We start from the raw sequence: 23681 nt of genomic DNA, 5'->3' as shown, positions 1-23681 counted from the left end.
TGGGCAACGGTCTCCAGACGTCCCAGAGGAGTCGCTGCCGAGCTTTCCGATCAACGGAACGACACCATCCCGCGGATGATCGTTCCGGCGTGCATGTCCTCATAGCCTTGAGCGACCTCGTCGAGCGTGTACTCCTTGGTAACCATCTCGTCGAGCTTGAGGCGGCCCGCCTTGTAAAGACTTGCCAGCCTGGGAATTGCTTCGCGAGGACTCGACATCCCGAAGAGCGCTCCGACGATGCGTTTTTGGGACATCGTGAGGTCGATCAGGTTGATGGGGACGTCGGAGACCTTCACCGGGCCGGCGCCGGTGACGACGACTGTGCCCGCCTTGCGGATCGCGTTCATCGCCTGGCCGACGTGCTCGCCGGTGGTGACGCCGACCGATACCACGACCGAGTCGGCGCCCTGGCCGTTGGTCATGGACCTCGCCAAATCTGTCGCTTCCTCGATCGTCTCGACCGCGTGAGTGGCCCCCAGCTCCAGCGCAGCTGTGCGCTTGAACGCGACCGGGTCCACGGCGATGATGTCGCGGGCTCCCACATGCGCCGCGCCCTGCAGTGCACTGGCGCCGATGCCTCCGATTCCCATCACGACGACTGTGTGGTTAGGGCGGGCTCCGGCGGCGTGGACCGAGGATCCCCAGCCTGTGGCCACACCACACCCCACGAGCGACAACATGGCGAGCGGAATCTCCTTGTCCACCTTGACCGCCGAATCGACGCTGACAGTGGTGTACTGGCTGAAACTTCCGACACCACAGACCTGTCCGACCGGTGCGCCGTTAAGAGCCATACGGAAGCTCGTCGGATCGTCGAATCGCGCCCCGATCAACATGTTGGCGGCGATATCGCAGAGATTCTGCTTGCCCTCGGCGCACCAACGGCACTTGCCGCAGGAGGGAACGAAGGAAAACACGACATGATCACCGACTTGCCAACCCGGGGTATGCGGGCCGACGTCGACCACGACGCCTGAACCCTCGTGCCCGCCGCACAGCGGGTAGTTGCCTGCGAGGATGTCGCCGGTCGAGTAGTGGTCGTCGGAGTGGCACAGACCAGACGCGACCAGTTCGACCGTGATCTCGTTCTGACGGGGCGCATCGAGGTCTACCTCTGTGGTTTCGTACTTACCGGGCGCCGTGGTGAGGATGGCGGCTCGCGTTCTCATAGGTTCTCTTCCTTCGAAGTTCTGGCAGGTAGCGCGCTCACCGGGCTCGGACCTGTCAGTCGGGGAGCCGATCGGTCCGCGGGGGAGGATTGGGCGCGACAGCATGGAGGGTGAACATGCGAACGACCGCATGCCTTGGCACCGTGGCGCATTGCGACGCGAATGGGAAAGTCGAAACTTCCAGTAATTCACGCGGGTCTGCGGTGAGGTCGACTGTAGAGCATTGTGAACTAGCGCACAATAGCCCTGCCCTCCGCGGACGCATTGCGCAACAATCCGGCCCTTCCGGCTCGAAAGCCGGCTGGATGTGACGTAACTCCTCGGGGTCGATTGCGAATACATATATTGCTCAATTGGCCGTCGGCAACTGTGGTCGCCGATGTGATCGACAGGTCGGTTCTCGTCTGATGGGGACGAAAGCACTCCATGGTGGAGTGTCTGGGCAGCCTGCCTCGGAGAATATCGCTCCGGTCCAGTAGGTCGAGGCGAGCTAGTAGTACCGGCGCCGCTGCCGCGCCACTGCTCGATCCCCGACCGCGACGACGAACGCTCGACGGCCCTGCGGCGCTTGCGCTTGCGCTTATCGAGTTGACCGAACGTAAACGCTGCCCTTGCGGTGGCAACTCCGTTCCAAGCCACGGCGCCATCCGTTCGCATACGCGTACTTCGGTAGCGCAGCATAAGGATTGGTGTGGATGTGGAATCAGCACCGCTGCCCTTGGGTGCCGGGACCCTCCGGCGGTGTTCATCGATCCTCATCGCCGGCTCTCGGGCCGGTATCGGCGCTGGTCTTGATCAGAATGCCCATCCGTTGCCGATCATCGTCCGGCAAATGAGCGCTCTCCCCAGTGCGCACGGTGGTGACCATTTGCTCGGCCAACTGGGTGCCGTCGACGACGAACCCTCTGACCCCCCACGAGTCATAAACGATCCGAGGAATCTCATGAGGCGCCCGAGCGCGCTCGCGGCGCGAGAAGCTGGGCACGCCAGTAAACCCGGGTCCCGCGGAACGGCGGCCCGTCTGCCCGGCCAATGCTGCAGGTGAAGTAGCTGCTCGAACTGGAAGCCTTCAAACGGTCCGGCGGTGTCCGTCGATGTTCGGGACGGACCCTGCTGACCGGCTAGGACTGTGTGGATCACGCTGCCAACCTCAAGGCCGAGCAGGTGATCGGGCGGGGTGCAACCGGAGTCGCAAGGAGGGGCTGTCCACGCATTTTTGCATAAGTTGCGGGTCATTGGCGCGACTATTGCCGTGGAGGAGATAGTCGACTAGTGTGATAGGCAACATACTTCAAAGTTGATGACCCTTGAAGGCGTCAACAGATGCTCGCGCGGCCCAGGCTTGCAGCGCGATCGAGACCATGGAGGAGTCGCGGTGGTCACTCGTTGGGACGGCATCGAAGAATTCCTCGCTGTTGTCGACCAGGGGAGCTTTACCCGAGCTGCCCGACATCTCGAAGTCTCGGTCGCGATCGTGAGCCGGCGGATCGCTCAGCTCGAGCAGAGGCTCGGTTTCAAGCTGCTCAATCGCACCACGCGTAGCGTCGGGCTGACGAGGGCGGGAGAGGAATATCTCAATGGATGCCGGCAGGCCGTCGCGAGTCTTCAGCTGGCGCATGCTGCGGGTCAGGGAGAAAAAGCAGTCCCGCAAGGACACATCAAGGTTGCGGCCATAAAGGGCTTCGCGTCGGATGTCGCGGCGTACCTCATTCCGCAGTACCTAGCGCAGCATCCAGAGGTCAGCGTCGATCTGTCAGTTTTCGTGCGCGACATTGACATTCGATCGCAAGGTGTCGACCTCGCGTTGCTCAGCGGAGGGGGTCCGGAGAAGTCGCTGCACTCGGAATTGCTGCACACCCGATCCTTCTGCATGGCAGCCACACCCAATTACCTCGCCCGGCACGGCACCCCGCGTACGCCCGAGGACCTCAAACAGCACGACTGCGTGATGGCCGACGCACCGTTCTGGATGATCCGGGACGGCGACGAGGAGCGGCCGATTCTCGTCTCGGGTCGCTCTCGAGTGCACGGCCACATACCCGGCCTGCTGCACGCGGCATTGAATGACCTCGGAATCGTGTATTTCACCGAGCACTACATCCGCCCGCACATCGAGGCCGGTCGCCTGATACCGGTCCTGCAGAAGTACTGGATAACCGAGATGGGCACCTGGCTCGTTCACGACTACGAGGGCTGGCCGCCGCTGCACATCGGTGCGTTGATCGACCATCTCCGCGAGGGCATGGCTGCGCCCGGGTTTGATAGCCACATCCGTGCGCTGATCTGTCCGCAGAGCCTCGAGGAGAAGTTCTCCGAGGTGCTCTAGATACACAGCGCTCGCCCCGTTCTGAGGATCAATCTGATCAATGATCTCTCCTGTCGGAAGGGTGGGCTCGGGGTGCCGTGCGGCGAACGCATGTCACAACGACGGCACCTTCTCCCGGTCCGGACCTGCCCGGATCGCCGCCCATCCGCGGAACGGGATGGTCGTCAGCCCGGATCCAAAACGCTTATGAGAAAGAGGATTTCATGAAACCTCCCCTACGCGTCGACGTCGAGGCCGTAGTCGATGGTGCACCGTTCTCTCGCTTGCAGAAACGTACGCTCGCAATCTGCATCGCGATCGCAATCCTGGACGGCTTCGACGTTCAGTCGATCGGCTTCGCCGCACCGGCCATCGCCAAGGATTGGGGGCTCCCGGTCTCGGCGTTCGGCCTGGTTTTCTCCGCGGGACTCGTCGGCATGATGTTGGGAGGAATGGCTTTCGGTCCGATCGCCGATCGGATCGGGCGTCGCAAGGTCATTCTGCTGTGTACTGTGGGGGTCGCGGTCTTCACCTTACTTCAGACCATCGCCCCCAATGTCGAGACCCTCCTAGCGCTCCGCTTTGTGTGTGGCATCGGCCTCGGCGGACTCACACCGAACCTGATCGCACTGGCGTCCGAGTACGCCCCAGCTCGTCGTCGCTCCACCGTCGTCACCGTTGTGGTGTCGTCGATGTCCCTCGGTGGCATGGTGGGCGGCTTTCTGGCGGCCTACCTGATACCCCATTACGGTTGGCGCACTGTATTTGCCGCCGGTGGAGTCCTGACCTTGATCATCTTGTTAATTGCCTGGCGAGCGCTTCCGGAGTCGATCCGCTTCCTCGCGGTGACCGGACAGAATGAGCGAGCAGCCAAGATTCTCGGGAGGCTTGCCCCGGCGGTTCAGGCAGACGCGACGAAGAGCGCGTTCGTCCTGCCGGAAAAGGCTATTCGTCGCTCCCCGGTGCGGACGTTGTTCACCGAACATCGGTCGGTGGTGACGATTCTGCTCTGGATTGTCTTCGGCATGAACCTGTTCGTCGCATACTTCCTGCTGAACTGGATGCCGTCGCTCTTCACCGCGGCCGGCCTCAGCGCGTCCCTTGCCCTAGTGGCGACATCGCTGTACAACTTTGGTGGGGTTGTGGGTGGCGTTACTATAGGTCTGATTGCGGACTACCGACGATCTGCCACCGGCATCCTTGCCGCCAGCTACCTCATCGCTGCGGTGTCCATCGCCGCCACCGCGACGGCGATCGGCAACACCGCCCTCATGCTGATTGCGCTGTTCGTTGTCGGCTTCGGCATATCCGGTGGACAGACCGGGATCAGCGCGGTCGGCGCCGACGTCTACCCGACGGTTGCCCGTTCCACCGGCCTCGGCTGGGCCTACGGCGTCGGCCGAGTCGGATCGATCATCGGCCCGCTCGTTGGCGGGTTCCTCATCGCCGCCGGTTTGGCCTCCACCACGATCTTCAGCCTGACGATCATTCCGACAATCCTCGCTGCTGTCGGCATCGTCTTACTCGCCGTGCGTCGCAGGAACATGCGTATCACAGGGCAGAGTATTGAGCCACCCTCGGTCGATCGGCAACTCCAGTCATGATCGCGATATCCGATGCGATCCACGCGGCCACCGCCTTGTGGCTGTTCACCCTAGCTGGAAGGAACGCGGTCGACGTCTCGGGTCTCGGAGGGATGTTTCCTGGCCCCTATCGAGCAGCTGCTCGACACATCGCCAGAACAGGGACTCAGAAAGAGCGAAACATCCTGGTGTCAGGCCCCGTCGATCGACGGAGATCGCACAACTTTGCCACTGGCGTCGCGACGGCCCTGGCTCATCACTGATTTCGAAACCAAAGGTAAAAGAGAATGTCAACCCCTTTCAGCATATCCGAAGCAGAATTGGACGAACTTCGGGCCCGCTACCGTCACGAGCGCGACGTCCGCATGACGAAACGGCGGGCGAAGGCACGCAAAAGTACGGCAACGTTGGCCGATGTCGGCCTCAGCGAGGCTGATCCACACATGCCTCCGATCCACCGTGAACCGCTGACCGACGAGGTGGACGTGCTCGTGATCGGCGGTGGGCTTTCCGGAATCCTGAGCGGCGCGCACCTCCGTATGCGCGGCGTGCAGTCGATCCGAGTTCTCGACAAGGCTGGCGACTTCGGCGGTGTCTGGTACTGGAACCGCTATCCCGGCGCCCAGTGCGATGTCGAGTCATACATTTACCTGCCGCTACTGGAGGAAACGGGCTACATCCCGACCGAAAAGTACACCCGTCAACCGGAAATTCTGGACTACTGCCGGAAGGCCGCACGCCACTTCGACCTATACCGCGACACGTGCTTCCAGACACAGGTGACGGGGTTGGAGTGGGATGAAAGGAGGCGACGCTGGACGGTACACACCGATCGTGGTGACGCGATGCGCGCGCGATTCGTGCTGATGGCGAACGGTCCGATGGACAAGCCGCGGCCGCCGGCGATCCCTGGGATCGAGACCTTTCGTGGCCATGCCTTTCACAGTAGCCGGTGGGACTACGAGTACACGAAGGGTAGCGCCGAGGGTGACTTGAGCGGGTTGGCGGACAAGTCGGTCGGAATCATCGGCACAGGCGCTACTGCGGTGCAGATCGTGCCTCATCTCGGTCGGTCGGCGAAGCAGGTGTACGTGTTCCAGCGGACACCGTCCACCGTGGCCCCTCGCAACAACCGGCCAACGGACCCGTCGTGGGTGGCGTCGTTGGAACCCGGCTGGCAGCAGCGTCGTATCCACAACTTCACCGCGCTCATCTCGGGTGTTGCAGGGCTGGAAGATCTCGTCGACGACGGTTGGACGTACGCCTTCAAAAAGCTGATGTGCAATCCGGACTTTGTCGGCCTTTCTCCCGCGGAGCGGGCGGCGCGCACCGAGGTCGCGGACCTGGAACTGGGCGAGGAAGTTCGCGCCCGGATCGACTCGATCGTGAGTGATCCGGCCACGGCCGAAAGCCTGAAGGGCTATTACTACTACTTTTGCAAGCGGCCCGGCTTTCATGACGAGTACCTCCAGACGTTTGAACGCCCGAACGTCTCGCTGGTGGATACGAAAGGCGCTGAAATCGAGCGAATCACGCCGGACGGACTTGTCGTCAATGGCGCCGAATACCCGCTTGACTGCCTGATCTTCGCCACCGGCTTCGATATCAACTCGGCCCGCACTCGCCGTGCTGGATTCGACGTCGTCGGCCGAGATGGGGTCAGTTTGACCGTGAAGTGGGCGGACGGCATGTCGTCGCTGCACGGCATGATGACCAGTGGTTTCCCGAACCTGGCGTTCAGTCCCGGGGTCAATTCCCAGTTCGCCCCGTTGACGATCAACTTCCCCACCGCACTGGGCGAATTCGCCCGGCATGTCGCCTTTGTCATTGCGCACTGCATCGACAACGAAGTAGAGGTATTCGACGTCGAGTCCGACGCGGAGGCAGGCTGGGTGCAGACGATAAAGACGCGCTCGGCACGTAACGACCCGTACTCCCGGCAACGCCTCGAGCTCCTACAGGCATGTATTCCGGGCTTCTTCAACAACGAGGGTCGACCGGAGGACCTGCCGGAGACCGACGCGAACTTCGGCGGATCGGCGCTCGAGTTCTACGACATGTTGGAGAACTGGCGGGCCGAGGGCAGGTTCGCGGGTCTGTCACTCGAGCCCCGGAGGGCGGAACGTTGATGGCTGCCGATCCACTTACCGCATTGCTGCGGCCGTCCGCGGTCGCCGTCGTAGGTGCTTCCTCCGATCCCGCAAGCTATGCGTCGCGGCCCCTCCGATATCTGCTCGACGCCGGGTTCACGGGTCGGCTCGCGGCGGTCAACCCACGCAGGACCGAGACGATGGGAGTGCCGACTTACCCGACGATCACCGACATTCCGTTCGTGCCGGACGTGGCGCTAATCCTTGTCAATGCGGCCCTGGTGCCGGCCACTTTATTGGAGTGCGCCAAGGCCGGGGTGCCGTTTGCGATCAGCGTCGCGAGCGGGTTCGGAGAGGCTGGCAATTCGGTGCTCGACGACGAGGTCCGCAGGATCTGCACGGGGTCGGGGCTACGACTGCTGGGGCCGAACTGCATCGGTGCGCTGAACAATATCGACAATGTTCCGCTGACCTTTTCGACGGTGATCGGACAGATGCCGCTGTCGCCGGGGCCGTTGGCGGTGGTGGCGCAGAGCGGGGCCCTGACCAACGTCGTGCTGCAGACCTGCGCGTGCCGCGGGCTCGGCATCGGCTACGCGGTCACCTCAGGTAACGAACTCGACCTGGAGTGGGGCGAACTCGCACTCGCTGTGCTCGAGCAATCAGAGACCCGGGTGCTACTCGGCTACGTCGAGGCCTTCAAGAACCCCGAGACCGCACGCGAAGTCGGGCGCCGTGCACGTGAACTCGACAAAACCGTGATCGTCACGAAGTCTGGACGATCGGCTGCCGGGGCAGCAGCCTCCCGTTCCCACACGGGGAAGATCGCCGGCGACGGCCAGATGTGGGAGGCGGTGGCGAATGAATTTGGTTTGCTACCAGCAGCATCGCTCGACGAGCTTGTTGACATCGCGGAGGTTCGGCTCGCCGAACTTGCCGCCGTCGCCGGGAGGGACGGACGATGAGAACTGTGGTCATGACCGCCAGCGGCGGGATGGGTGCACTGGTCGCCGACATGGCGGCCGGCACATCCCTGGAACTCGTGCCGGTCACCGTGAAATTGTCGGGGCTTCCGGAGCTCTCGGGCAATCCTGTCGATATCGGACCCATCGCCCAGCAGCCCGACACGACCAAGTTGGCCTACCTGACGTCGGTCGTTGAATCGGCGGCACGGCCAGACGTGTTGCTGCTGATACTGACCCCACTGGCCAACGATTTCCCGGACATCGGCGAAGAGATTCTGCGTGTGCTACCGACGTGGACCGCGCAGGGCGTCACCGTCGTCATCGCCTACATGGCGTCGGAAATCCGTCTGCCCGACGAGCTCGAGACCCGCCTTCGCCGGGCGGGCGCGGCAGTCATCGCGCAGCCACCACGAGCCGTCGCTGCACTGGCAGCCCTCGCCGCACGGCGTGCGTCGTCGACGCTGAGCACCGGCAAGCCGATCGCAGCACGCCAGCCGGAGCAGAAGCTCCCTGAAGATGCGTTCGATTTGCTCGCTCTGCACGGCATGGTCCTCCCACAACAGGCCGCTGCGCACTCGGCGGAGGCGGCAGTCGCGATCGGTGACCGGATCGGATACCCGGTCGTCGCGAAAATTGAGTCCGACGCGGTTGCGCACCGTACCCAGCTCGGCGGCGTGATCGTCGGAATCCGCAACGCCGTCGAACTGCAGGCCGCTTACGCCACCCTCGACACAAGGTTTTCCGAGCACATCCGGGGCGGTACCGGGTACGTACTCGTCCAGCAACAGAACGTGGGCGAGGAGTTCCTCATCGGTATCGTCACCGATCCGGAGTTCGGGCCGGTGCTGACGATCGGGTCGGGTGGGGTCACGGCGGAGCTGGACAAGGACATGGTTTTCCTCCCCCTTCCGTGCGCGCCGGGGGAGATCGAGGCAGCGGTCCGCACATTGCGGCGGTATCCACTTTTCACCGGATACCGCAACCTGCCGCCGTTGAACCTCCGCGCGCTGCTGTCGGCCGTCGACGCACTGGTCGCTGCATACGACGCCGAGCCGGGGATCACCGAGATCGAGGTGAACCCTCTCATGATCGACGGCGCTCGGGCCTGTGCCGTGGATGTCCTGATCGGATGAGTAGGACGCGGTGAGCAGCAACATCAATTATTTCATCTGGAAGGACTGACGTGGACGCCGTAACAGAAAAGCAGCTGGATAAGCACTGGAACACATTTCTGGGCAAGGTACCGCCGATCATCGACTCCGTGAAGCAGCTCAGCCCAAGCTACTTCCAGCACTACACGCAGGCACGCGACGATGTGCTGCAGGACAATCCCGACGGCCTCAGCCTCGCCATGAAAGAACTGATCTTCGTCATCATCGACATCTGGCGGGAGAACCCCAGCGGCGGCAAGAACCACATCGAGGCCGCGCTGCGTGCGGGCGTAACGCTCCAACAGATCCGCGAAGCCATGGTGATGATCCTGCTGTGCAACGGCATGGTCACCTACGGCCGGATCGGGGACGAACTGTTCCAACATGCACTGAAAATCCAAGGCGAATCCGAATAGCGCAATTGAACGCGCGACGAAAGGCAACAACACATGGAGTACACAGCACTGGCCGTCGAGGTCCGTGAAGGAATCGCCTGGGTGACCATGAATCGCCCCGAAAAACGAAACGCGATTTCCGCGCAGATGATGCGCGAGATGCGGCACTTCCTGGAGGAGACCAAGTACGACGCCGATGTCCACGCGGTCGTGATCAGCGGCGCAGGCCCACACTTCTGCTCCGGACACGATCTATTGGCGCACAAGGAACTCGGCAGCGGACCCCGGCCCTGGAGTGAGGACCAGTCGCGCGCCTACCTGGACTTCATCTTCGATCACTGGTATTGGCCGCTCAAGGACTACCCCAAGCCGCTGATCGCGGCGGTACACGGCACAGCAGCGGCCGGTGGTGCCGAGCTCGCCCTGCTGTGCGACATCACGCTGGCCACGCCGGATGCAGTTTTCGACTACAGCGTGCTGCGCGCAACCGGCGTATTCATGTCGCAGATGCTGGTGTATACGGCCGGCTGGAAGGCCGCCCACGAGATCTACCTGACAGGCGGGACAGTCCACGCCGCCGAAGCGCTCCGGCTGCGAATGATCAACCGTATCGTCTCACAGGAGAACCTGCTCAACGAGGCAGAGCGGCTGGGTACGATCATATCGCGGATGCCGATGGAGTCGCTGAAGCTCGGCAAAATCGCGACCAGGCACGCCTACGATCTCGCCGGTTTGCGCGAGGCTTGGTTCTACGGCAAGGAGGCGGATATCCTCGCCCATCTCGTCGCAGGTGACGAAGTCGAATCCAACATCCGACACGAGCAGGGTGTCACCGCCGCGATCCAGTGGCGGAAGGAACGATTCGTCGGTCTGGACGTGCCGTTCGAGTGACGACGCGGAGCCTGTTCCCTTCTTCCCGGGTGCGGGTTGCCCGCGGGCGGTAACTGGGTCGTGGCAGCGCTGCGCTGCTGAATGGCCAGAGAGGAACCGACACACCATGTCCGGCTGACCGCAACACAGCGAGCTCGAGACGATCGACAACGGCAGTCGTTCGGCGGGAGGGGCGGCGCCGACGACGATCTCGGGACCACTTTTGTCGCCCGATGCCGTCACCTCCGCAGTCCGCGAGATCCGGACTGGTGAGCGAGCAATTTCGCCCTGCCCTCTCGATATCGGCACTGCCGTTTCCCCGGTTCAGCCTGGCCGTCACACAATCTTCCCGCACATCGCGAACCCATTACTGCTCGACGACGGCCGATACATCTGCTTCGTCACCTCGGATGGGACGACTACCGTGGGATGGCCATCGAGTGGCACGGCCGAGTGGGTGGTCGCCGGGGCGCCCTGGTCGTCGCCGGCGACGCCCTTTGCGGTTACGTGGCCTGCGGTGCCCGCCGGGGAGGTTGCACGGAGGCAGCGATGTGACCACTTCATCGGACTGCTCGGAGTCGACGACGTCGTCGTCGAGGAGGTCCTGGTTATTCCCCCGAGCAGCCGTTCATGATCGCCAATTACGTTGCGGCCACGGAAGTCGAGTGTTCGAGGTGTGCCCAGCTGTCACTGCGCGCGGGTTCATTCCGTATGGACGAAAAGGAGAAGCACATGCCGAACGGACAGAGCGCCAACGGCTCGGTTTCATTCGAGCCGTTGACCCCGACGGCGTATCTGGACCGGGCGGCCGCCGCACATGGCGACCGGGTCGGTGTGGTGGACGGTCACTCCCGATGGACCTACACGGAGCTGAGGGAACGATGCATGCGGCTGGCCGGGGCATTGGCCCCGTTGGCGCACCGCAGGCCGGTCGCGGTGCTCGCTCCGAACACACATGTACTTCTGGAGGCGAATTTCGGAGTGCCATGGGCAGGAGTACCGCTCGTCTCGATCAACACTCGGCTCTCCGCGGGAGAGGTCGCTTACATTCTGCAGCACTCGAACGCTGGAGTGCTCGTGCACGACCCGATGTTCGACGACCTCGTCGGCGCCGTGTTTGCCGAGCTGTCGGAACCGCCCGTGCGGATCCGAGCCGGGCAGGAGTATGAAGACCTGCTCGCCGGGGCACAATCAGAGCACCGTACCCCGTCGGATGAACGCTCACTGCTGTCGATCAACTACACGTCCGGCACCACAGGACGGCCCAAGGGCGTGATGTACCACCACAGGGGCGCATCGCTGCAGTCGTTGGCAATGGTGGGCCATACCGGGTTGTCACCCTCCTCGATGTACCTGTGGACGCTGCCGATGTTCCACTGCAACGGCTGGTGCTTCCCATGGGCGGTGACCGCGGCGGCCGCAACGCATATCTGCCTGCCCAAGGTTGACCCGACCGAAATATGGCGTCTAGTCCGCGAGGAGGGCGTGACACACCTGAGCGGAGCACCGACGGTCCTGGCGATGATCGCGCACGCGAAGGACGCAACGCCACTACCGAAGGGACGCCCTGTACGGATCACGACAGGAGGAGCGCCGCCGTCACCGGCCATCTTGCGGCGAATGGCGAAACTCGGATTCGAGGTGACCCATCTGTACGGGCTCACCGAGACCTATGGACCGGCCATGTTGTGCGACTGGCGCCCAGAGTGGGACGATCTCGACCTGGACGCCCAATCCCGGCTCAAGGCCCGCCAGGGCGTCGGGAACATGATCTCCTGTACCGTGCGGGTAATCGCCGAGGACGGCTCCGACGTACCAGCCGACGGCACCACGACGGGGCAAATCGCCCTGCGCGGCAACAACCTCATGCTGGGCTACTTGCACGATCCGGAGGCCACGCTGAACGCGGTGCCGGATGGGTGGTTTCGGACCGGTGACCTCGGCGTCGTGCATCGCGATGGGTACATCGAGCTACGAGACCGGGCCAAGGACGTGATCATCTCAGGCGGAGAGAACATCGCGTCAGTCGAGGTCGAGCAGGCAATTCTAGACCACCCGGCGGTGCTGGAGGCTGCGGTGATCGCAATGCCGGACGAGCGATGGGGCGAGGTCCCGGCCGCGTACATCACGCTACAAGAGGGCGCCTCGACGACCGCGGAAGAGATCGTCGAGCACGTGCGAAGTCGACTCGCCCGGTTCAAGGCACCCAAGATGGTGAGTTTCGGCGAGCTTCCCAAAACCTCCACCGGTAAGATCCAGAAACACCTACTTCGCGAGAAGGCATGGGCTGGCATCGCACGCCAAATCCAATGACGCGGGGTGAATCACTGGGTTGTGAACCGATAGCACGCACCCGTGGCAAGCGAACCGACCTGTTCGAGGATGCTTTCGGGCCATCCGACCACGCGGTTCGGCGTCGGATCCGCGACGGGGCACAGCTACCGTGGCGGTCCCGCATTGTGAGTAACGAGGAAGGAGTCAGAAAATGACGATGTACCCGAAGTATAGGGAGCTCGAAAGGATCGAGAACGGTCGACGTTCGGCGTGGGGGGTATTCGGCTCCGAGGACGACCTCGGCACCGCCAACTTCCTCTCTCCTGTCGCGGTCAGGGCCGCGACCCGCGAGATTCAGACCGGCGAACGGGTCAACTTGTCACTGCCCCTCGACCTTCCAACCCCGCCGTACTTCGGACGGAACCCGATGCAGCACCGAATCTTTCGTCATAGCGAGCTGGTGCTCGACGATGTCATGGACAATTTTTTCCCACAGGCCTCGAGCCAATGGGATGGCTTGCGGCACCGAAAGGACCCCGATGTCGGCTTCTACAACGGTGTCTCCGAGGAGGAGGCCGGTGCCGGCGGCTCCCGGTTGGGCGTGGAAGCGTGGGCCCAACAGGGGATCGTCGGACGCGGAGTTCTCCTCGATATCCCACGATTTGGCGGCATCGAAGACTACGATCCTTTTGTACCGCACCGTATCGATGTCAAGATGATCAAGAAAGTCCTGGACGCCGAGCGAGTTGTCCTGTCCGACGGCGACATCCTTCTGGTGCGCACGGGATACATGGGGGCGTACCTAGCCGCACCTGTGACAGACCGGGGCGCACTTCGGGACAAAGTCACCAGTGCCGGCCTAGCCGCCGCCGAGGAGATGGCCGAGTTCCTCTGGGACAACAGGATCACAGCTGCGGCCGGAGATAACCCCGGCCTCGAAGCATTGCCGCGCAATCTCGAGGTACCCGACCTCCACAGTCGGCTCATCCCGATGCTCGGCTTCCTCATCGGTGAGTTCTGGGCACTTGACGCGCTCGCCGAGGCGTCGGCACGCGATGGGCGCTACACGTGCTTCCTGGCCTCGGTGCCACTGAACCTGCCCGGTGGCGTAGGCACACCTGCCAATGCCATCGCGCTGCGGTGAGGCCCCCTGTCGTGTGGGTGTCTGACGCCTCGAGTAAGACGAAAGGTAAACCATCCGATTGTGGCGACCCCTACAGAACGCAATGATCACCGCCACCGTGGCCCACGGCGGGGTGAGGTTGGACAGCTCGGTTTCCTAGAGTCCCGATACCTGCTGCGGCGGCATACCTTCCCTGGGAGACAGGGCAGAAGACTAACAGCGAGAGGATTAACGATATGGAATCACAGCTGCAGCGGATCATCGACGAGGCCGCAATCCGCGAGGTCCACCTCCGGTATTGCCGCGGAATCGATCGCATGGACTGGGAACTTGTGCGGTCTTGCTACCACCCGGGTGCCGTCGACGACCACGGGCCCTTTCGGGGGACCATCGACGAGTTCATCGCTTGGGCCGCCAAATTACTGCCTACTTTCGTCTCGACAACACACTTCATCGGTAACCAACTCGTCGAAGTCAACGGCGACTCAGCTTGGATGGAGTCCTACTCCCGGGCTTACCACCGAAAGGCACCTGCCGGCGCGCTGCCTGCAACGGACTGGGTCCTCAACTTGCGCTATATCGATCGACTCGAACGCAGAGACGGTCATTGGCGCATCGTTGAGCGCGTGGCGACATGTGATACCGAACGAACCGACCCGGTAGGCGGTGAGCACGCAATCCTCGGCCCTGGGTTCCACAGAGGGACACGTGACAAGACAGACCCTTCCTATTCCCGGGGGCTCGTTCACGACAATGCGTAAACCTTTCAGGACTACTTAAAACCAACCCCTGCAGCAGAAGAAGAAGCTATGACGGGCTGCTGTAGGTTTCATTGGCTCGTTGGTTTGGGCCGCCAGCATGTTCGCTGGAGTCATGATCATCTAGTACTCGATAGGGTGGGTTTGCGCAGGGCGTGTTCTCGTCGAACGCGTCGAACGTGTCGAACGATCCCGTGGGTGTATCACGACCAAACCGTTGCTGCCGATCGCCGGCCGCGGGATATGACGGGTCGGACCGCAACTTCCGCCGCCTCGTTGCCTTAAGAGTGTGTCTCATGTGGGGAGTTTCTTGAAGCAGGTGAGTGCGGCGGCGAGGTGGAGGAAGCCGGCGAAGTGTTCGCCGTAGCGTTCGTAGCGGATGGTCGTGCGCCGGTAGCCGGTGAGCCAGGCGATGGTGCGTTCGATCTTCCACCGGTACCGGCCGAGGCGATCGTTTCGCTCGATGCCGCGGCGGGCGATCCTCGGGACGATGCCTCGTTCGCGCAGCCACCGTCGGTGAATGTCGTAGTCGTAGCCCTTGTCGCCGCGAAGCTTTCCCGGTTTGCGCCGGCGTGGTCCGCGCCTGGACTTCGTTGCCGGAATCCGTGCCACCAATGGTTGCAGCATCGTGCTGTCGTGGGTGTTCGCCCCGGTCACACCCACGACCAGTGGGATTCCATTCGTTTCGGACAGGACGTGGATCTTCGATCCCTTCTTGCCGTGGTCGACCGGGCTGGGGCCGGTCAGCGATCCCCCCTTTTTGCCCGGACGCTTGCCGCATCCAGGATCGCTGCCGTCCAGTCGAGTTCGCCCGCGCTCCCGAGCCGGTCGAGCACCTCGCGATGGAGTTTCTCGAACACCCCATCCCGTACCCAGGCGCTGAATCGTCGATGCGCGGTCGGCACCGTCACCCCGAAGGAGGGCGGCAGATGCCGCCACGGACATCCGCTGGTGAGCACGTACACGATCGCGGTGAACACCGCCCGGTCATCGGCCGGCGCACTGCCGCCTCCCTGCGGCCGGGCGACAAAACGCGGAATCAACGGTTCGACCATCTCCCACAACGCATCCGGAACCAGCCTCAGTGACAACTCATCTACCACGCGTCACATTATGTCCCACACATCACTTCATCCACATGAGACACGCTCTAAACAAAAGATCAGTGGGCAAGAGGAATCGGCGAGGAAGACGTCCGGCGGTGTGGGCACCGGGGTGACTATCTGGTGATCGAACGGGCCACCGTTGGAGATGGGCATCCGTTCTGCGCAGTGCTGGCATTCTCGCACTCGCGGTTTGTTGCTTTTGCGACCAACGGAATCACTGTCCTGGAGGGCATGTTTAGTTGACCGGGTCACGGTCCACGGCTGTCGACCGACCTCGCCTACTCCCACTACGAGGAGCTCGCGAATCTCGGCGTCGAAGCTCCCCGGGGAAACACCCGGGCGCTGACATAGACTTAGTGGTGGCGAGGCCGCCTCGATGCGATCAACAAATGGAGGTGAGCTCAAGGGCTTCACCCACCGGTTTATCGTCGACGGTCTCTGCGCCGACGACGCTGGAAGACAATCTGGGCCCAAACGTCCGCACCGCGTTAAATCATTCACATGCTGAGGAACATTCGGTCTGTTGTGCTCCTCGTCGAGCACTTCGAGGGCATGACGAGACGCGGGTGAAAGAAAACGGGGTCGTGGTGTACTCGAAGTGCTCGGCCGATCCATCCCTTACGTACCGAATCCGGCTGCTCCAGAATGAGGTCAGGTTTGTCACCGAGGGTGTCCAGCGCCGGTCGAGGCGCGAGGTAGGGTGGCGGGTGTAACGGTCAGCGTGATCGGAATGCTCGATCGACAGGTCCGTTTCTGCTGCGATGGTTTCGATGGGGACCCCGCCAGACCGGTTGAAGAGTGTCCATCTCGGCACGAGGAGGCCGTTCGTGGATCGGTCCGAATGATGTGTCTGGTCGCAATTGTTCCGGTCGCCCCAAGTTGCGAGCCGCGTCCCAGGTAACCTGTGTGAAATCGTGAACCGCGGTGGGCTGATCCCTCAGCGAAATGCGTTTGGAGAACACCGGCAACCATTGACTGTACTGTCGTGCTTGGTCGAGGACGGAGCCCTCGACATCGAGTCACAGCTCGACTGATTCAGTGTGGCCGTTTGTGGCGCGCGGACCGTGTAGTGGAGTATTTGCATTCGCTCGTCCAACCGTTGCCTCAGTTCCTTAGTACTGCAACGGCACTTGCTTGACAGGTGGGCGATACTGGTTGCGTGGTCCTCGATATGGTTGCTGCCGAGTTGGAAGCGTTGCACGAGCGGATCTCCGGTCGGTTCACCCGGTCGGAGCCGCGGTCCCGGGTCCGTGAGTATGTGGCGGGTTTGGTTGCGGGTCTGGAACGCAAGAATGGGTGGACTCTCGCCGAGCGGGCCGGTGAGGTGAGCCCGGACGGGATGCAACGGTTGCTGCGGCGGGCGGACTGGGACGTCGACGGGGTCCGTGACGATGTGCGTGATTACGTGGTCGAACGCCTCGGCGATACGGACGGGGTGTTGGTCGTCGACGACACCGGATTCTTGAAGAAGGGCACCCGCTCGGCAGGGGTGCAGCGCCAGTACTCGGGCACCGCCGGTCGGGTGGAGAATTGTCAGATCGGAGTGTTCCTCGCCTACTCGAGTGCGGCCGGGCACGCACTCATCGATCGGGAGCTGTACCTGCCCGAATCGTGGACCACCGACCGGGACCGGTGCCGCGCCGCCGGCATCGGCGACGAGGTCGAGTTCGCGACCAAGCCGGTTCTGGCGCAGCACATGATCGAACGCGCCCTCGACGCGAAGGTGCCCTTCTCCTGGCTCACCGCGGACGAGGCCTACGGGCAGGTGAAGTACCTGCGCGTGTGGCTCGAAGAGCGCGATGTGTCGTACGTGCTGGCCACCCGCCGCAACGACGACGTCTTCACTCCCGACGGGCGCGCCGGCCGTGCCGACGAGATGATCGCCGCGGTCCCACCGAAGCAGTGGCGCCGGATCTCCGTCGGCGACGGCGCCCACGGGCCACGGGAGTATTCGTGGGTGCGGGTGCCGATCCGGATAGCGTGGGCTCCCGGGCGCGGGCACTGGCTCCTCGCCCGCCGATCCCTCTCCGATCCGACCGAGATCGCGTACTACATCTGCGCCGGACCCCGCCGGTCCACGCTCACCGAGCTCGCCACCGTCGCCGGATCGCGGTGGCGGGTCGAGGAATGCTTCCAGCAGGCCAAGAACGAGGCCGGCCTCGACCAGTATCAGGTACGCACCTACCGGGCCTGGTACGCGCACATCACCTTGTCGATGCTGGCCCTCGCCTGGCTCGCCGGGACGAAAACCCAAGCGATAAAGGGGGAATCGGGATTGAAGATCAGGGCATGATCGCGTACACGGTACCCGAGATCCGGCGACTGCTCGTGCATCTGATCCTGCGACACGCCCACCCCGACGAGCACATCTGGTCCTGGTCACACTGGCGACGACGCCGGCAACACCAGGCCCGCACCTCCCACTACCGACGCCGTGGCCACGTTCCGTAAGTGCCGTTGCAGTATTAGAGCGTGTCTCATGTGGATGAAGTGATGTGGGACATAATGTGACGCGTGGTAGATGAGTTGTCACTGAGGTTGGTTCCGGATGCGTTGTGGGAGATAGTCGAACCGTTGATTCCCCGTTTTGTCATCCGGCCGCAGGGAGGTGGCAGTGCGCCGGCCGATGGCCGGGCGGTGTCACCGCGATCGTGTACGTGCTCACCAGCGGATGTGCGTGGCGGCACCTGCCGCCCTCCTTCGGGGTGACTGTGCCGACCGCGCATCGACGGTTCAGTGCCTGGGTGCGGGATGGGGTGTTCGAGAAACTCCATCGTGAGGTGCTCGACCGGCTCGGGAACGCGGGCGAACTCGACTGGACGGCAGCGATCCTGGATGCGGCAAGCGTCCGGGCAAAAAGACATCCCAGGAGCTTGGGTGTCAAGCGGCAGCCCTCTCGACGTGATGTGCCCAGGCCGTCGTTTCGTCGTAGCAGGTGTGGGTCTTGAGGCATCCGTGGAGGATGCCGACGAGCCGGTTGGCGAGCTGCCGCAGGGCGGAACCGGGGTCGAGACCGCGGGCGCGTTGTTTGTCGTAGTAGGCGCGGGCACCGGGTGACGCCTGCAGGGCCGAGAACGCCTGCGAGTTCAGCGCATCGACGAGCCGATCGTTGTGGACGAACCGGGCCGCGATGACCTTCTTTTTGCCGGAGGCGCGGGTGATCGGACTGTTGGCGGCGTAGTTCTTGCGAGCCTTCGCGGTGGCATACCGTTCCGGGTCGTCGCCGAACTCACCGAATACCCGGGGGCCGAGCAGCGGTCCCATCCCGGGCTGGGACAGGATGATCTCAGCATCCGGGTGTCGGCCAAAATGGGCATCGACCTGCCGTTACAACATCTTGATCTCGTGATTGAGAGTGCTCAACACGGCGACGGCGGAGCGGGTGGTGGCCGCGTAGGCGGTGGTGATCACGGCCGCCCGGCCCAGGTGTTCGCCGCGCAGGGCTGCCTGGATCCGATCGGTCTTGGTCTCGATGTCGCGGCGGCGGGCTTTTCGCAGCGCCGCCGTGATCTGTCCCCGTGTCAGTCGTGTCGCCGCGGCCGGGTCCGGTGCCTTCCCGAGCAGCTCGAGGGCATCGACGGCGTCGAGGTCGTCGAATGCCTCCAATGCGGCAGGGAAGTACTCGCGCAGTGCGTGTCGCAGTCGCTGGGAAGGGCTACGACTACGACATTCACCGACGGTGGCTGCGCGAACGAGGCATCGTCCCGCGGATCGCCCGCCGCGGCATCGAGCGAAACGATCGCCTCGGCCGGTACCGGTGGAAGATCGAACGCACTATCGCCTGGCTCACCGGCTACCGGCGCTTGACCATCCGCTACGAACGCTACGGCGAACATTTCGCCGGCTTCCTCCACCGCGCCGCCACTCACCTGCTTCAAGAAGCTACCCACATGAGACACCCTCTTAGACGGGCTGCGGCGGCGCACGAGATGACGATGGCCGAGCTCATTGTTCGTATACAAATCCGGACCGGCATGCTGCGAAGCTGCGGTCTCCGATTTTCATTATTCTACTTGGTCGCTAACCCAGATACCGGAGACCTCGCTCATTGAGCGGCAGCGACTCACCTCAATGTGATCGAACCCCACAACTTAAGCAGTTTTGGAAGATGGTCTACTAGCTGTCGGTGTCCGGGATGGTGTGAATCCGAGGGACATGAAATCCTTCCAGCGCGAGCAGTCTGTCCAACCTCATGAAGACGTCGTCGAGATTCTCGCTCGAGTCGACTCCTGCCGCTTCGGCCGTGAAGTAATTGGTCCACTTCCCCATGCCACCGCTGAGCACCAAACCAGTAATGCTGCAGTCGTGATGGGAAAGGTAAAGCGCCAACGGTGAGACTGATTCGGTTCGCAGCAGTGCACGATCGACCGTCGGGTTAGCCTCCATCCACGTCTGCGACATCGGCGTTGCGGCAAGCGGACAGAGCGCGTTGACCCGAATGTCCACGTCCATGTTGTCCTCAGCTGCCCCCTTCGTCATACCGACTATCGCGGCCTTCGCAACGACGTACGGGAAGGCCCCAGCCGCGCCGAAGACTCCGGCAGCCGAGGATGTATTGACGATTCGTCCATACCGACGTCGCCTCATGTGGGGGAGGGCCTCGTTCATGGTCCAGAAACTGCCCATGAGGTGAATGTTCAGAAGTTTCTGCAGGTCGTGCGTCGTTGTGTCTTGAGCTGTTCCAAAACCCGCGATACCTGCGTTGTTGATCAGCACGTCGACTTGCCCATATCGATCGACGGTGCGCGAAATAAGACCACGCGCGTACGCCTCGTTTGCGATGTCTCCCTCGTCAACAAAGGCAAGATAGCCCTCGTCGCTGAGGGTCTCGGCCGCAGTGCGAGCGCCTGTCCCATCCCCTGTCGGTTCGGGCCGGTCGCCGAGGTCGTTCAGTATTACAGTCGCACCGAGACGCGCAAGTGCAAGCGCATGACTTCGTCCCAGGCCGCTGCCGGCGCCGGTCACGATGGCGACCTTCCCCTCGAATGTGTGGGCCTGGGACATGCAAACTCCTTAGATCGTTCAGCCGTATCAGCCGTATCAGGCTGTATCAGGGGGACTCTCGTCACGAGGTGGTCAACCTCTCTAGAGTGTCAAATGGGAAGACCGTTGGTTTTAGCGGGCCCCGATCCAAGTAACGGGGCCTCCACTGGCTTCTCGCTTGTACCCCATGGATGCTGAGCCGACGACGAGCAGATCGAGGGTTGCAATCTTCGGGATGATCTCTTTCACTTCAGGGCTCTCGATGTCGTTGTAGATCCAGTAACGAAAATCTTCCTTGGTGCCGTCGAGAGCATCGCGCAGACCTGCCGCTGACGCCTTCAGGTGGTCGATGAATGCGGCTTCGTCCTCGTAGTACTGATCAACTTGGCATCGCTTTCCGTCGCTGCTGATGTACGCGACGTAAGAATGCGTCCGAGTCTCGGCTTCCGCCATTTTGGCCATCTGAGCGCGCAAGGCGTCTTTGAATTCCTCGAGTTTTCCCTCAGGGATGGTGACCTCGGAATTGATATGGAACATGCGGAAATCCCTTCATGAATTGTTGATTGGACCGCCATCGGCATCGGCGATGTCAGGAAGCTCACACTAACGAGACGGGTACCGTTCGTCAAGTATGGTGCAGCTGAACCTCGGCACGGATCTACCCTCCGCTCAACCAAATTCAGCAGTCACTCATCGACCTTAGCGCCGCAGGAACCCGAGCACCCGCCCCACCGCGAGGGCAGCGGGCCGGGGACCCTTCCTCGCTGAGCGATCATTTGGCAATGCCAGTTCGGAGGTCTGCACTAGTAGCGTGTCGCTGCTTAGTTCTGGCCTTTTTCGTTAAGGTAAGGGGCGGCAGAGTTCCCCGTCCCCTCTGCCGGTCAGGACTGTTGTCATGCCTTCGCAGAAGAAGCGTCCGGTGACGTTGAGCTCGGCTGATCGTGAGTTCTTGGAACGATTGACCACCACCGGGGTACATCCGGCCTCGATGATCCGACGGGCCCGGGTGTTGCTGGCGCTGGACACCTCGATCGGGGTGGTGGATGAGAAGAAGGTGATCGCAGCACGGTTGGGAGTCTCGGGTGAGACAGTGCGACTGGTCGCCAAGCGGTTCGCCGAAACCGGTCAGGACGTGGAAGCCACGATCGGACGCAAACAGCGTGACCTCCCACCGGTGCCGTCGCAGATCACCGGCGAGATCGAGGCCAGATTGATTGCGTTGGCGTGCACACAGCCCCCAGAAGGTCATGCCCGGTGGTCGCTGCGACTGCTGGAGAAGCACGTCGCCCTGGTCGACGACATCCCCGACCTGGACCACTCGACCATCGGCCGGATCTTAAAAAAACGAAACTTCGTCCTCACCTGAAGAAGTGCTGGACCATCCCACCAAAAGCGAACGCGGAGTTCGCAGCCCGGATGGAAGATGTCCTGTCGGTCTACGCCCGCCCCCACGACCCCGCTCACCCGGTGGTGTGCATGGACGAAAAGCCCTACCAACTCCTCGCGCACGTGCGCGACCCGATCCCTGCAGGCCCGGGACACGATCTGAAGGAGGACTCCGAGTACGTGCGGCACGGAACCTGCTCGATCTTCTGCTGGGTCGAGCCCCTGGCCGGCTGGCGGCGTGTCAATGCCCAGCCCCGGCGCACCAAGGTCGACTGGGCCCGACAGGTCAAAAAGCTACTGTGCGTAGACTACCCGGACGCAGAGACGGTGGTGCTGGTGATGGACAATCTCAACACACACGGCATCGGATCGCTCTACGAGGCCTTCGAGCCGGCCGAGGCGTTCGCGCTCGCGCAGCGGCTCGAGATCCACCACACCCCCAAACACGGCTCGTGGCTCAACATCGCCGAGTCGAGCTCTCGGCGCTGACCCGGCAGTGCCTCGACCGGCGCATCGAGGACCTCGAGATGCTCAACTCCGAACTCGCTGCCTGGCAACGACAGACCAATGCAGACCAACGCCAGGTCCAGTGGCATTTCACCACCGACGACGCCCGTATCAAGCTCCGCCACCTATATCCCAAGACTTAGCGGCGACGGTCTACTAGCTAGTACTGGTAGACCATGCCCAGGCTTTCGCGCTGGTCTGGCAGCTCGGACAGTGTTGTTGGAAACTGTTAGTTGCGGCGTTTCGTGACGAAGGTCGTCACCTGGCGCCCGCGCAGTCTCAGGTTGCCCTTCTCGGGCATCCATGGATGTCTTCAAAGGTTCGCACGTCCCGACCGACTGCAACGAACCCCTTCGAAGCGACGCGTCGATGCGAAAGCTGTTGGAGCTGGAGTGATTCAGCTGCGCAGCAGGAACGTGACCAGCTCCTGGGCGAACTCTTCGTCAGACTTCAGCGGCTTATCGCCGCGATAGAGAGCGGAGGCAATCGCTCGATTGGTCACGGCGCCAGACAGGCAGTCCATGAATAGCGAGGGCGTCACATCGACGGGGAGTTCACCGGTCTCGATCCCGAGTTTCACGAGCTGCCGCGAGGACGCAATTGCGTCGCGCGTTCCGCAATCAGCGATCGCACGTAACTCTTCGGGCAGATCTTGCTCGGTGCGCAATCGAAGATGAGCGGCCCCTGCGGGGCTCACGGACCTGCGGATCATTTGCAGTGTGAGGTCGTAGAGGGCTGCGCGCACACGCCCGATCTCGGGCAGGTCGAATCGAAGCTCGTTCGCCCGAAAGGCGTCCACCAGGACGTCCTGTTTGCTACTCCAGCGCCGATAAATCGATGACTTCCCCGCCTGCGCGCGGCGGGCTACGCCCTCGATGGAGAACGAGCGCCATCCCTCTGCCGCGAATTCTTCGAGCGCTGCATCCATGATGCGGCGATCCACGTCGGGATCACGTGGACGCCCTTGCGGGGTCGGAATAGGGGAGAGCGTCATGCCTGAATCGTAACTTGCCGAT

General features: G+C 62.6%; 23 protein-coding genes and 2 pseudogenes. 17 read left to right on the top strand and 8 right to left on the bottom strand.

What is annotated here, in order from left to right; all coding sequences use genetic code 11:
- Nucleotides 1-50 precede the first annotated feature (50 nt).
- Together H0B43_RS01160 and H0B43_RS40840 are read right to left on the bottom strand one after the other, a co-directional pair.
- Nucleotides 51-1169 (bottom strand): NDMA-dependent alcohol dehydrogenase, encoded by a 1119-nt coding sequence (locus H0B43_RS01160; protein WP_185729638.1) that lies wholly within the window; start codon nucleotides 1167-1169, stop codon nucleotides 51-53.
- A gap of 745 nt (nucleotides 1170-1914) precedes the next feature.
- Nucleotides 1915-2154 (bottom strand): hypothetical protein, encoded by a 240-nt coding sequence (locus tag H0B43_RS40840; protein ID WP_213015021.1) that lies wholly within the window; start codon nucleotides 2152-2154, stop codon nucleotides 1915-1917.
- Between the two features lie 390 nt (nucleotides 2155-2544).
- Between H0B43_RS40840 and H0B43_RS01155 the strand changes: the two genes are divergently transcribed.
- The 10 genes from H0B43_RS01155 (at nucleotide 2545) to H0B43_RS01110 (ending at nucleotide 14686) form a co-directional block, all read left to right on the top strand.
- Nucleotides 2545-3495 carry a LysR family transcriptional regulator gene (locus H0B43_RS01155; protein WP_185723592.1) on the top strand — a complete coding sequence of 317 codons (951 nt, stop codon included), beginning with the start codon at nucleotides 2545-2547 and terminating at the stop codon, nucleotides 3493-3495.
- Nucleotides 3496-3698: 203 nt separating this feature from the next.
- Nucleotides 3699-5078, top strand: a complete 1380-nt coding sequence (locus tag H0B43_RS01150; RefSeq protein WP_185723591.1) for an MFS transporter — start codon at nucleotides 3699-3701, stop codon at nucleotides 5076-5078.
- A 266-nt stretch (nucleotides 5079-5344) separates the two neighbouring features.
- The gene (locus tag H0B43_RS01145) at nucleotides 5345-7186 is read left to right on the top strand and encodes an NAD(P)/FAD-dependent oxidoreductase (RefSeq protein WP_185723590.1); all 1842 of its coding nucleotides are present in this window, start codon (nucleotides 5345-5347) and stop codon (nucleotides 7184-7186) included.
- Nucleotides 7186-8112: a CoA-binding protein gene (locus H0B43_RS01140; protein ID WP_185723589.1), complete on the top strand. Its 927-nt coding sequence runs from the start codon at nucleotides 7186-7188 to the stop codon at nucleotides 8110-8112. The genes H0B43_RS01145 and H0B43_RS01140 overlap by 1 nt, the downstream gene beginning before the upstream one ends.
- Nucleotides 8109-9245, top strand: coding sequence for an acetate--CoA ligase family protein (locus H0B43_RS01135; protein ID WP_185723588.1), 1137 nt, complete (start codon nucleotides 8109-8111; stop codon nucleotides 9243-9245). The genes H0B43_RS01140 and H0B43_RS01135 overlap by 4 nt, the downstream gene beginning before the upstream one ends.
- Before the next feature lie 50 nt (nucleotides 9246-9295).
- On the top strand, nucleotides 9296-9679 hold the full coding sequence (locus tag H0B43_RS41190; RefSeq protein ID WP_185723587.1) for a carboxymuconolactone decarboxylase family protein: 384 nt from the start codon (nucleotides 9296-9298) through the stop codon (nucleotides 9677-9679).
- A gap of 33 nt (nucleotides 9680-9712) precedes the next feature.
- Entirely contained in the window at nucleotides 9713-10549 is an 837-nt protein-coding gene (locus H0B43_RS01125; RefSeq protein ID WP_185723586.1) for an enoyl-CoA hydratase/isomerase family protein, read from the top strand.
- A 711-nt stretch (nucleotides 10550-11260) separates the two neighbouring features.
- Nucleotides 11261-12841: an acyl--CoA ligase family protein gene (locus H0B43_RS01120; protein WP_185723585.1), complete on the top strand. Its 1581-nt coding sequence runs from the start codon at nucleotides 11261-11263 to the stop codon at nucleotides 12839-12841.
- A gap of 172 nt (nucleotides 12842-13013) precedes the next feature.
- Nucleotides 13014-13946: a cyclase family protein gene (locus H0B43_RS01115; protein ID WP_185723584.1), complete on the top strand. Its 933-nt coding sequence runs from the start codon at nucleotides 13014-13016 to the stop codon at nucleotides 13944-13946.
- A 215-nt stretch (nucleotides 13947-14161) separates the two neighbouring features.
- Nucleotides 14162-14686 carry a nuclear transport factor 2 family protein gene (locus H0B43_RS01110; RefSeq protein ID WP_185723583.1) on the top strand — a complete coding sequence of 175 codons (525 nt, stop codon included), beginning with the start codon at nucleotides 14162-14164 and terminating at the stop codon, nucleotides 14684-14686.
- A gap of 291 nt (nucleotides 14687-14977) precedes the next feature.
- Here the strand turns inward: H0B43_RS01110 and H0B43_RS01105 are convergent.
- Nucleotides 14978-15738 (bottom strand): IS5 family transposase gene (locus H0B43_RS01105; RefSeq protein WP_252189884.1). Its coding sequence is split into 2 segments (ribosomal slippage): nucleotides 14978-15436 and nucleotides 15439-15738, totalling 759 coding nucleotides; the frame shifts between segments, so codons are not numbered across the junction.
- Between the two features lie 1210 nt (nucleotides 15739-16948).
- On the opposite strand from H0B43_RS01105, the gene H0B43_RS01100 reads away from it, so the two are divergent.
- The 3 genes and pseudogenes from H0B43_RS01100 to H0B43_RS01090 form a co-directional block, all read left to right on the top strand.
- On the top strand, nucleotides 16949-18082 hold the full coding sequence (locus H0B43_RS01100) for an IS701 family transposase (protein ID WP_185723581.1): 1134 nt from the start codon (nucleotides 16949-16951) through the stop codon (nucleotides 18080-18082).
- Entirely contained in the window at nucleotides 18079-18240 is a 162-nt protein-coding gene (locus H0B43_RS01095) for a hypothetical protein (RefSeq protein ID WP_185723580.1), read from the top strand. Before H0B43_RS01100 ends, H0B43_RS01095 begins: the two co-directional genes overlap by 4 nt.
- 63 nt (nucleotides 18241-18303) lie before the next feature.
- Nucleotides 18304-18650 (top strand): annotated as a pseudogene (locus H0B43_RS01090) (transposase); the annotation flags it as partial.
- 19 nt (nucleotides 18651-18669) lie between these two features.
- Here the strand turns inward: H0B43_RS01090 and H0B43_RS40835 are convergent.
- Both H0B43_RS40835 and H0B43_RS40830 read right to left on the bottom strand, forming a co-directional pair.
- Complete coding sequence (locus tag H0B43_RS40835) at nucleotides 18670-19053, bottom strand: transposase (RefSeq protein ID WP_213015020.1); 384 nt, start codon at nucleotides 19051-19053, stop codon at nucleotides 18670-18672.
- Between the two features lie 63 nt (nucleotides 19054-19116).
- Nucleotides 19117-19395, bottom strand: coding sequence for a transposase (locus tag H0B43_RS40830; protein WP_213015019.1), 279 nt, complete (start codon nucleotides 19393-19395; stop codon nucleotides 19117-19119).
- Nucleotides 19396-19433: 38 nt separating this feature from the next.
- Between H0B43_RS40830 and H0B43_RS01080 the strand changes: the two are divergent.
- Nucleotides 19434-19568, top strand: a pseudogene (locus tag H0B43_RS01080) (IS5/IS1182 family transposase); the annotation flags it as partial.
- 337 nt (nucleotides 19569-19905) lie between these two features.
- On the opposite strand, the gene H0B43_RS01075 reads toward H0B43_RS01080, so the two are convergent.
- The gene (locus H0B43_RS01075) at nucleotides 19906-20793 is read right to left on the bottom strand and encodes an SDR family NAD(P)-dependent oxidoreductase (protein ID WP_185723579.1); all 888 of its coding nucleotides are present in this window, start codon (nucleotides 20791-20793) and stop codon (nucleotides 19906-19908) included.
- Nucleotides 20794-20904: 111 nt separating this feature from the next.
- Nucleotides 20905-21309, bottom strand: coding sequence for a putative quinol monooxygenase (locus H0B43_RS01070; protein ID WP_185950054.1), 405 nt, complete (start codon nucleotides 21307-21309; stop codon nucleotides 20905-20907).
- 358 nt (nucleotides 21310-21667) lie between these two features.
- On the opposite strand from H0B43_RS01070, the gene H0B43_RS40825 reads away from it, so the two are divergent.
- Genes H0B43_RS40825 through H0B43_RS40815 form a run of 3 tightly spaced genes read left to right on the top strand, consistent with a single transcriptional unit; the run spans nucleotide 21668 to nucleotide 22808 of the window.
- Entirely contained in the window at nucleotides 21668-22138 is a 471-nt protein-coding gene (locus H0B43_RS40825; protein WP_213015018.1) for a helix-turn-helix domain-containing protein, read from the top strand.
- Nucleotides 22027-22647, top strand: coding sequence for an IS630 family transposase (locus H0B43_RS40820; protein ID WP_213015017.1), 621 nt, complete (start codon nucleotides 22027-22029; stop codon nucleotides 22645-22647). The genes H0B43_RS40825 and H0B43_RS40820 overlap by 112 nt, the downstream gene beginning before the upstream one ends.
- Nucleotides 22611-22808 carry a hypothetical protein gene (locus H0B43_RS40815; RefSeq protein WP_213015016.1) on the top strand — a complete coding sequence of 66 codons (198 nt, stop codon included), beginning with the start codon at nucleotides 22611-22613 and terminating at the stop codon, nucleotides 22806-22808. The genes H0B43_RS40820 and H0B43_RS40815 overlap by 37 nt, the downstream gene beginning before the upstream one ends.
- A gap of 254 nt (nucleotides 22809-23062) precedes the next feature.
- On the opposite strand, the gene H0B43_RS01060 is transcribed toward H0B43_RS40815, so the two are convergent.
- Nucleotides 23063-23659 (bottom strand): TetR/AcrR family transcriptional regulator, encoded by a 597-nt coding sequence (locus H0B43_RS01060; RefSeq protein WP_185730451.1) that lies wholly within the window; start codon nucleotides 23657-23659, stop codon nucleotides 23063-23065.
- Nucleotides 23660-23681: the final 22 nt, after the last annotated feature.

The organism is Rhodococcus sp. 4CII (assembly GCF_014256275.1).
Classification (GTDB): Bacteria; Actinomycetota; Actinomycetes; order Mycobacteriales; family Mycobacteriaceae; genus Rhodococcus_F; species Rhodococcus_F wratislaviensis_A.
Note: the sequence above shows the minus strand (reverse complement) of the source record. Positions and strands in the feature narration are given on the sequence as shown.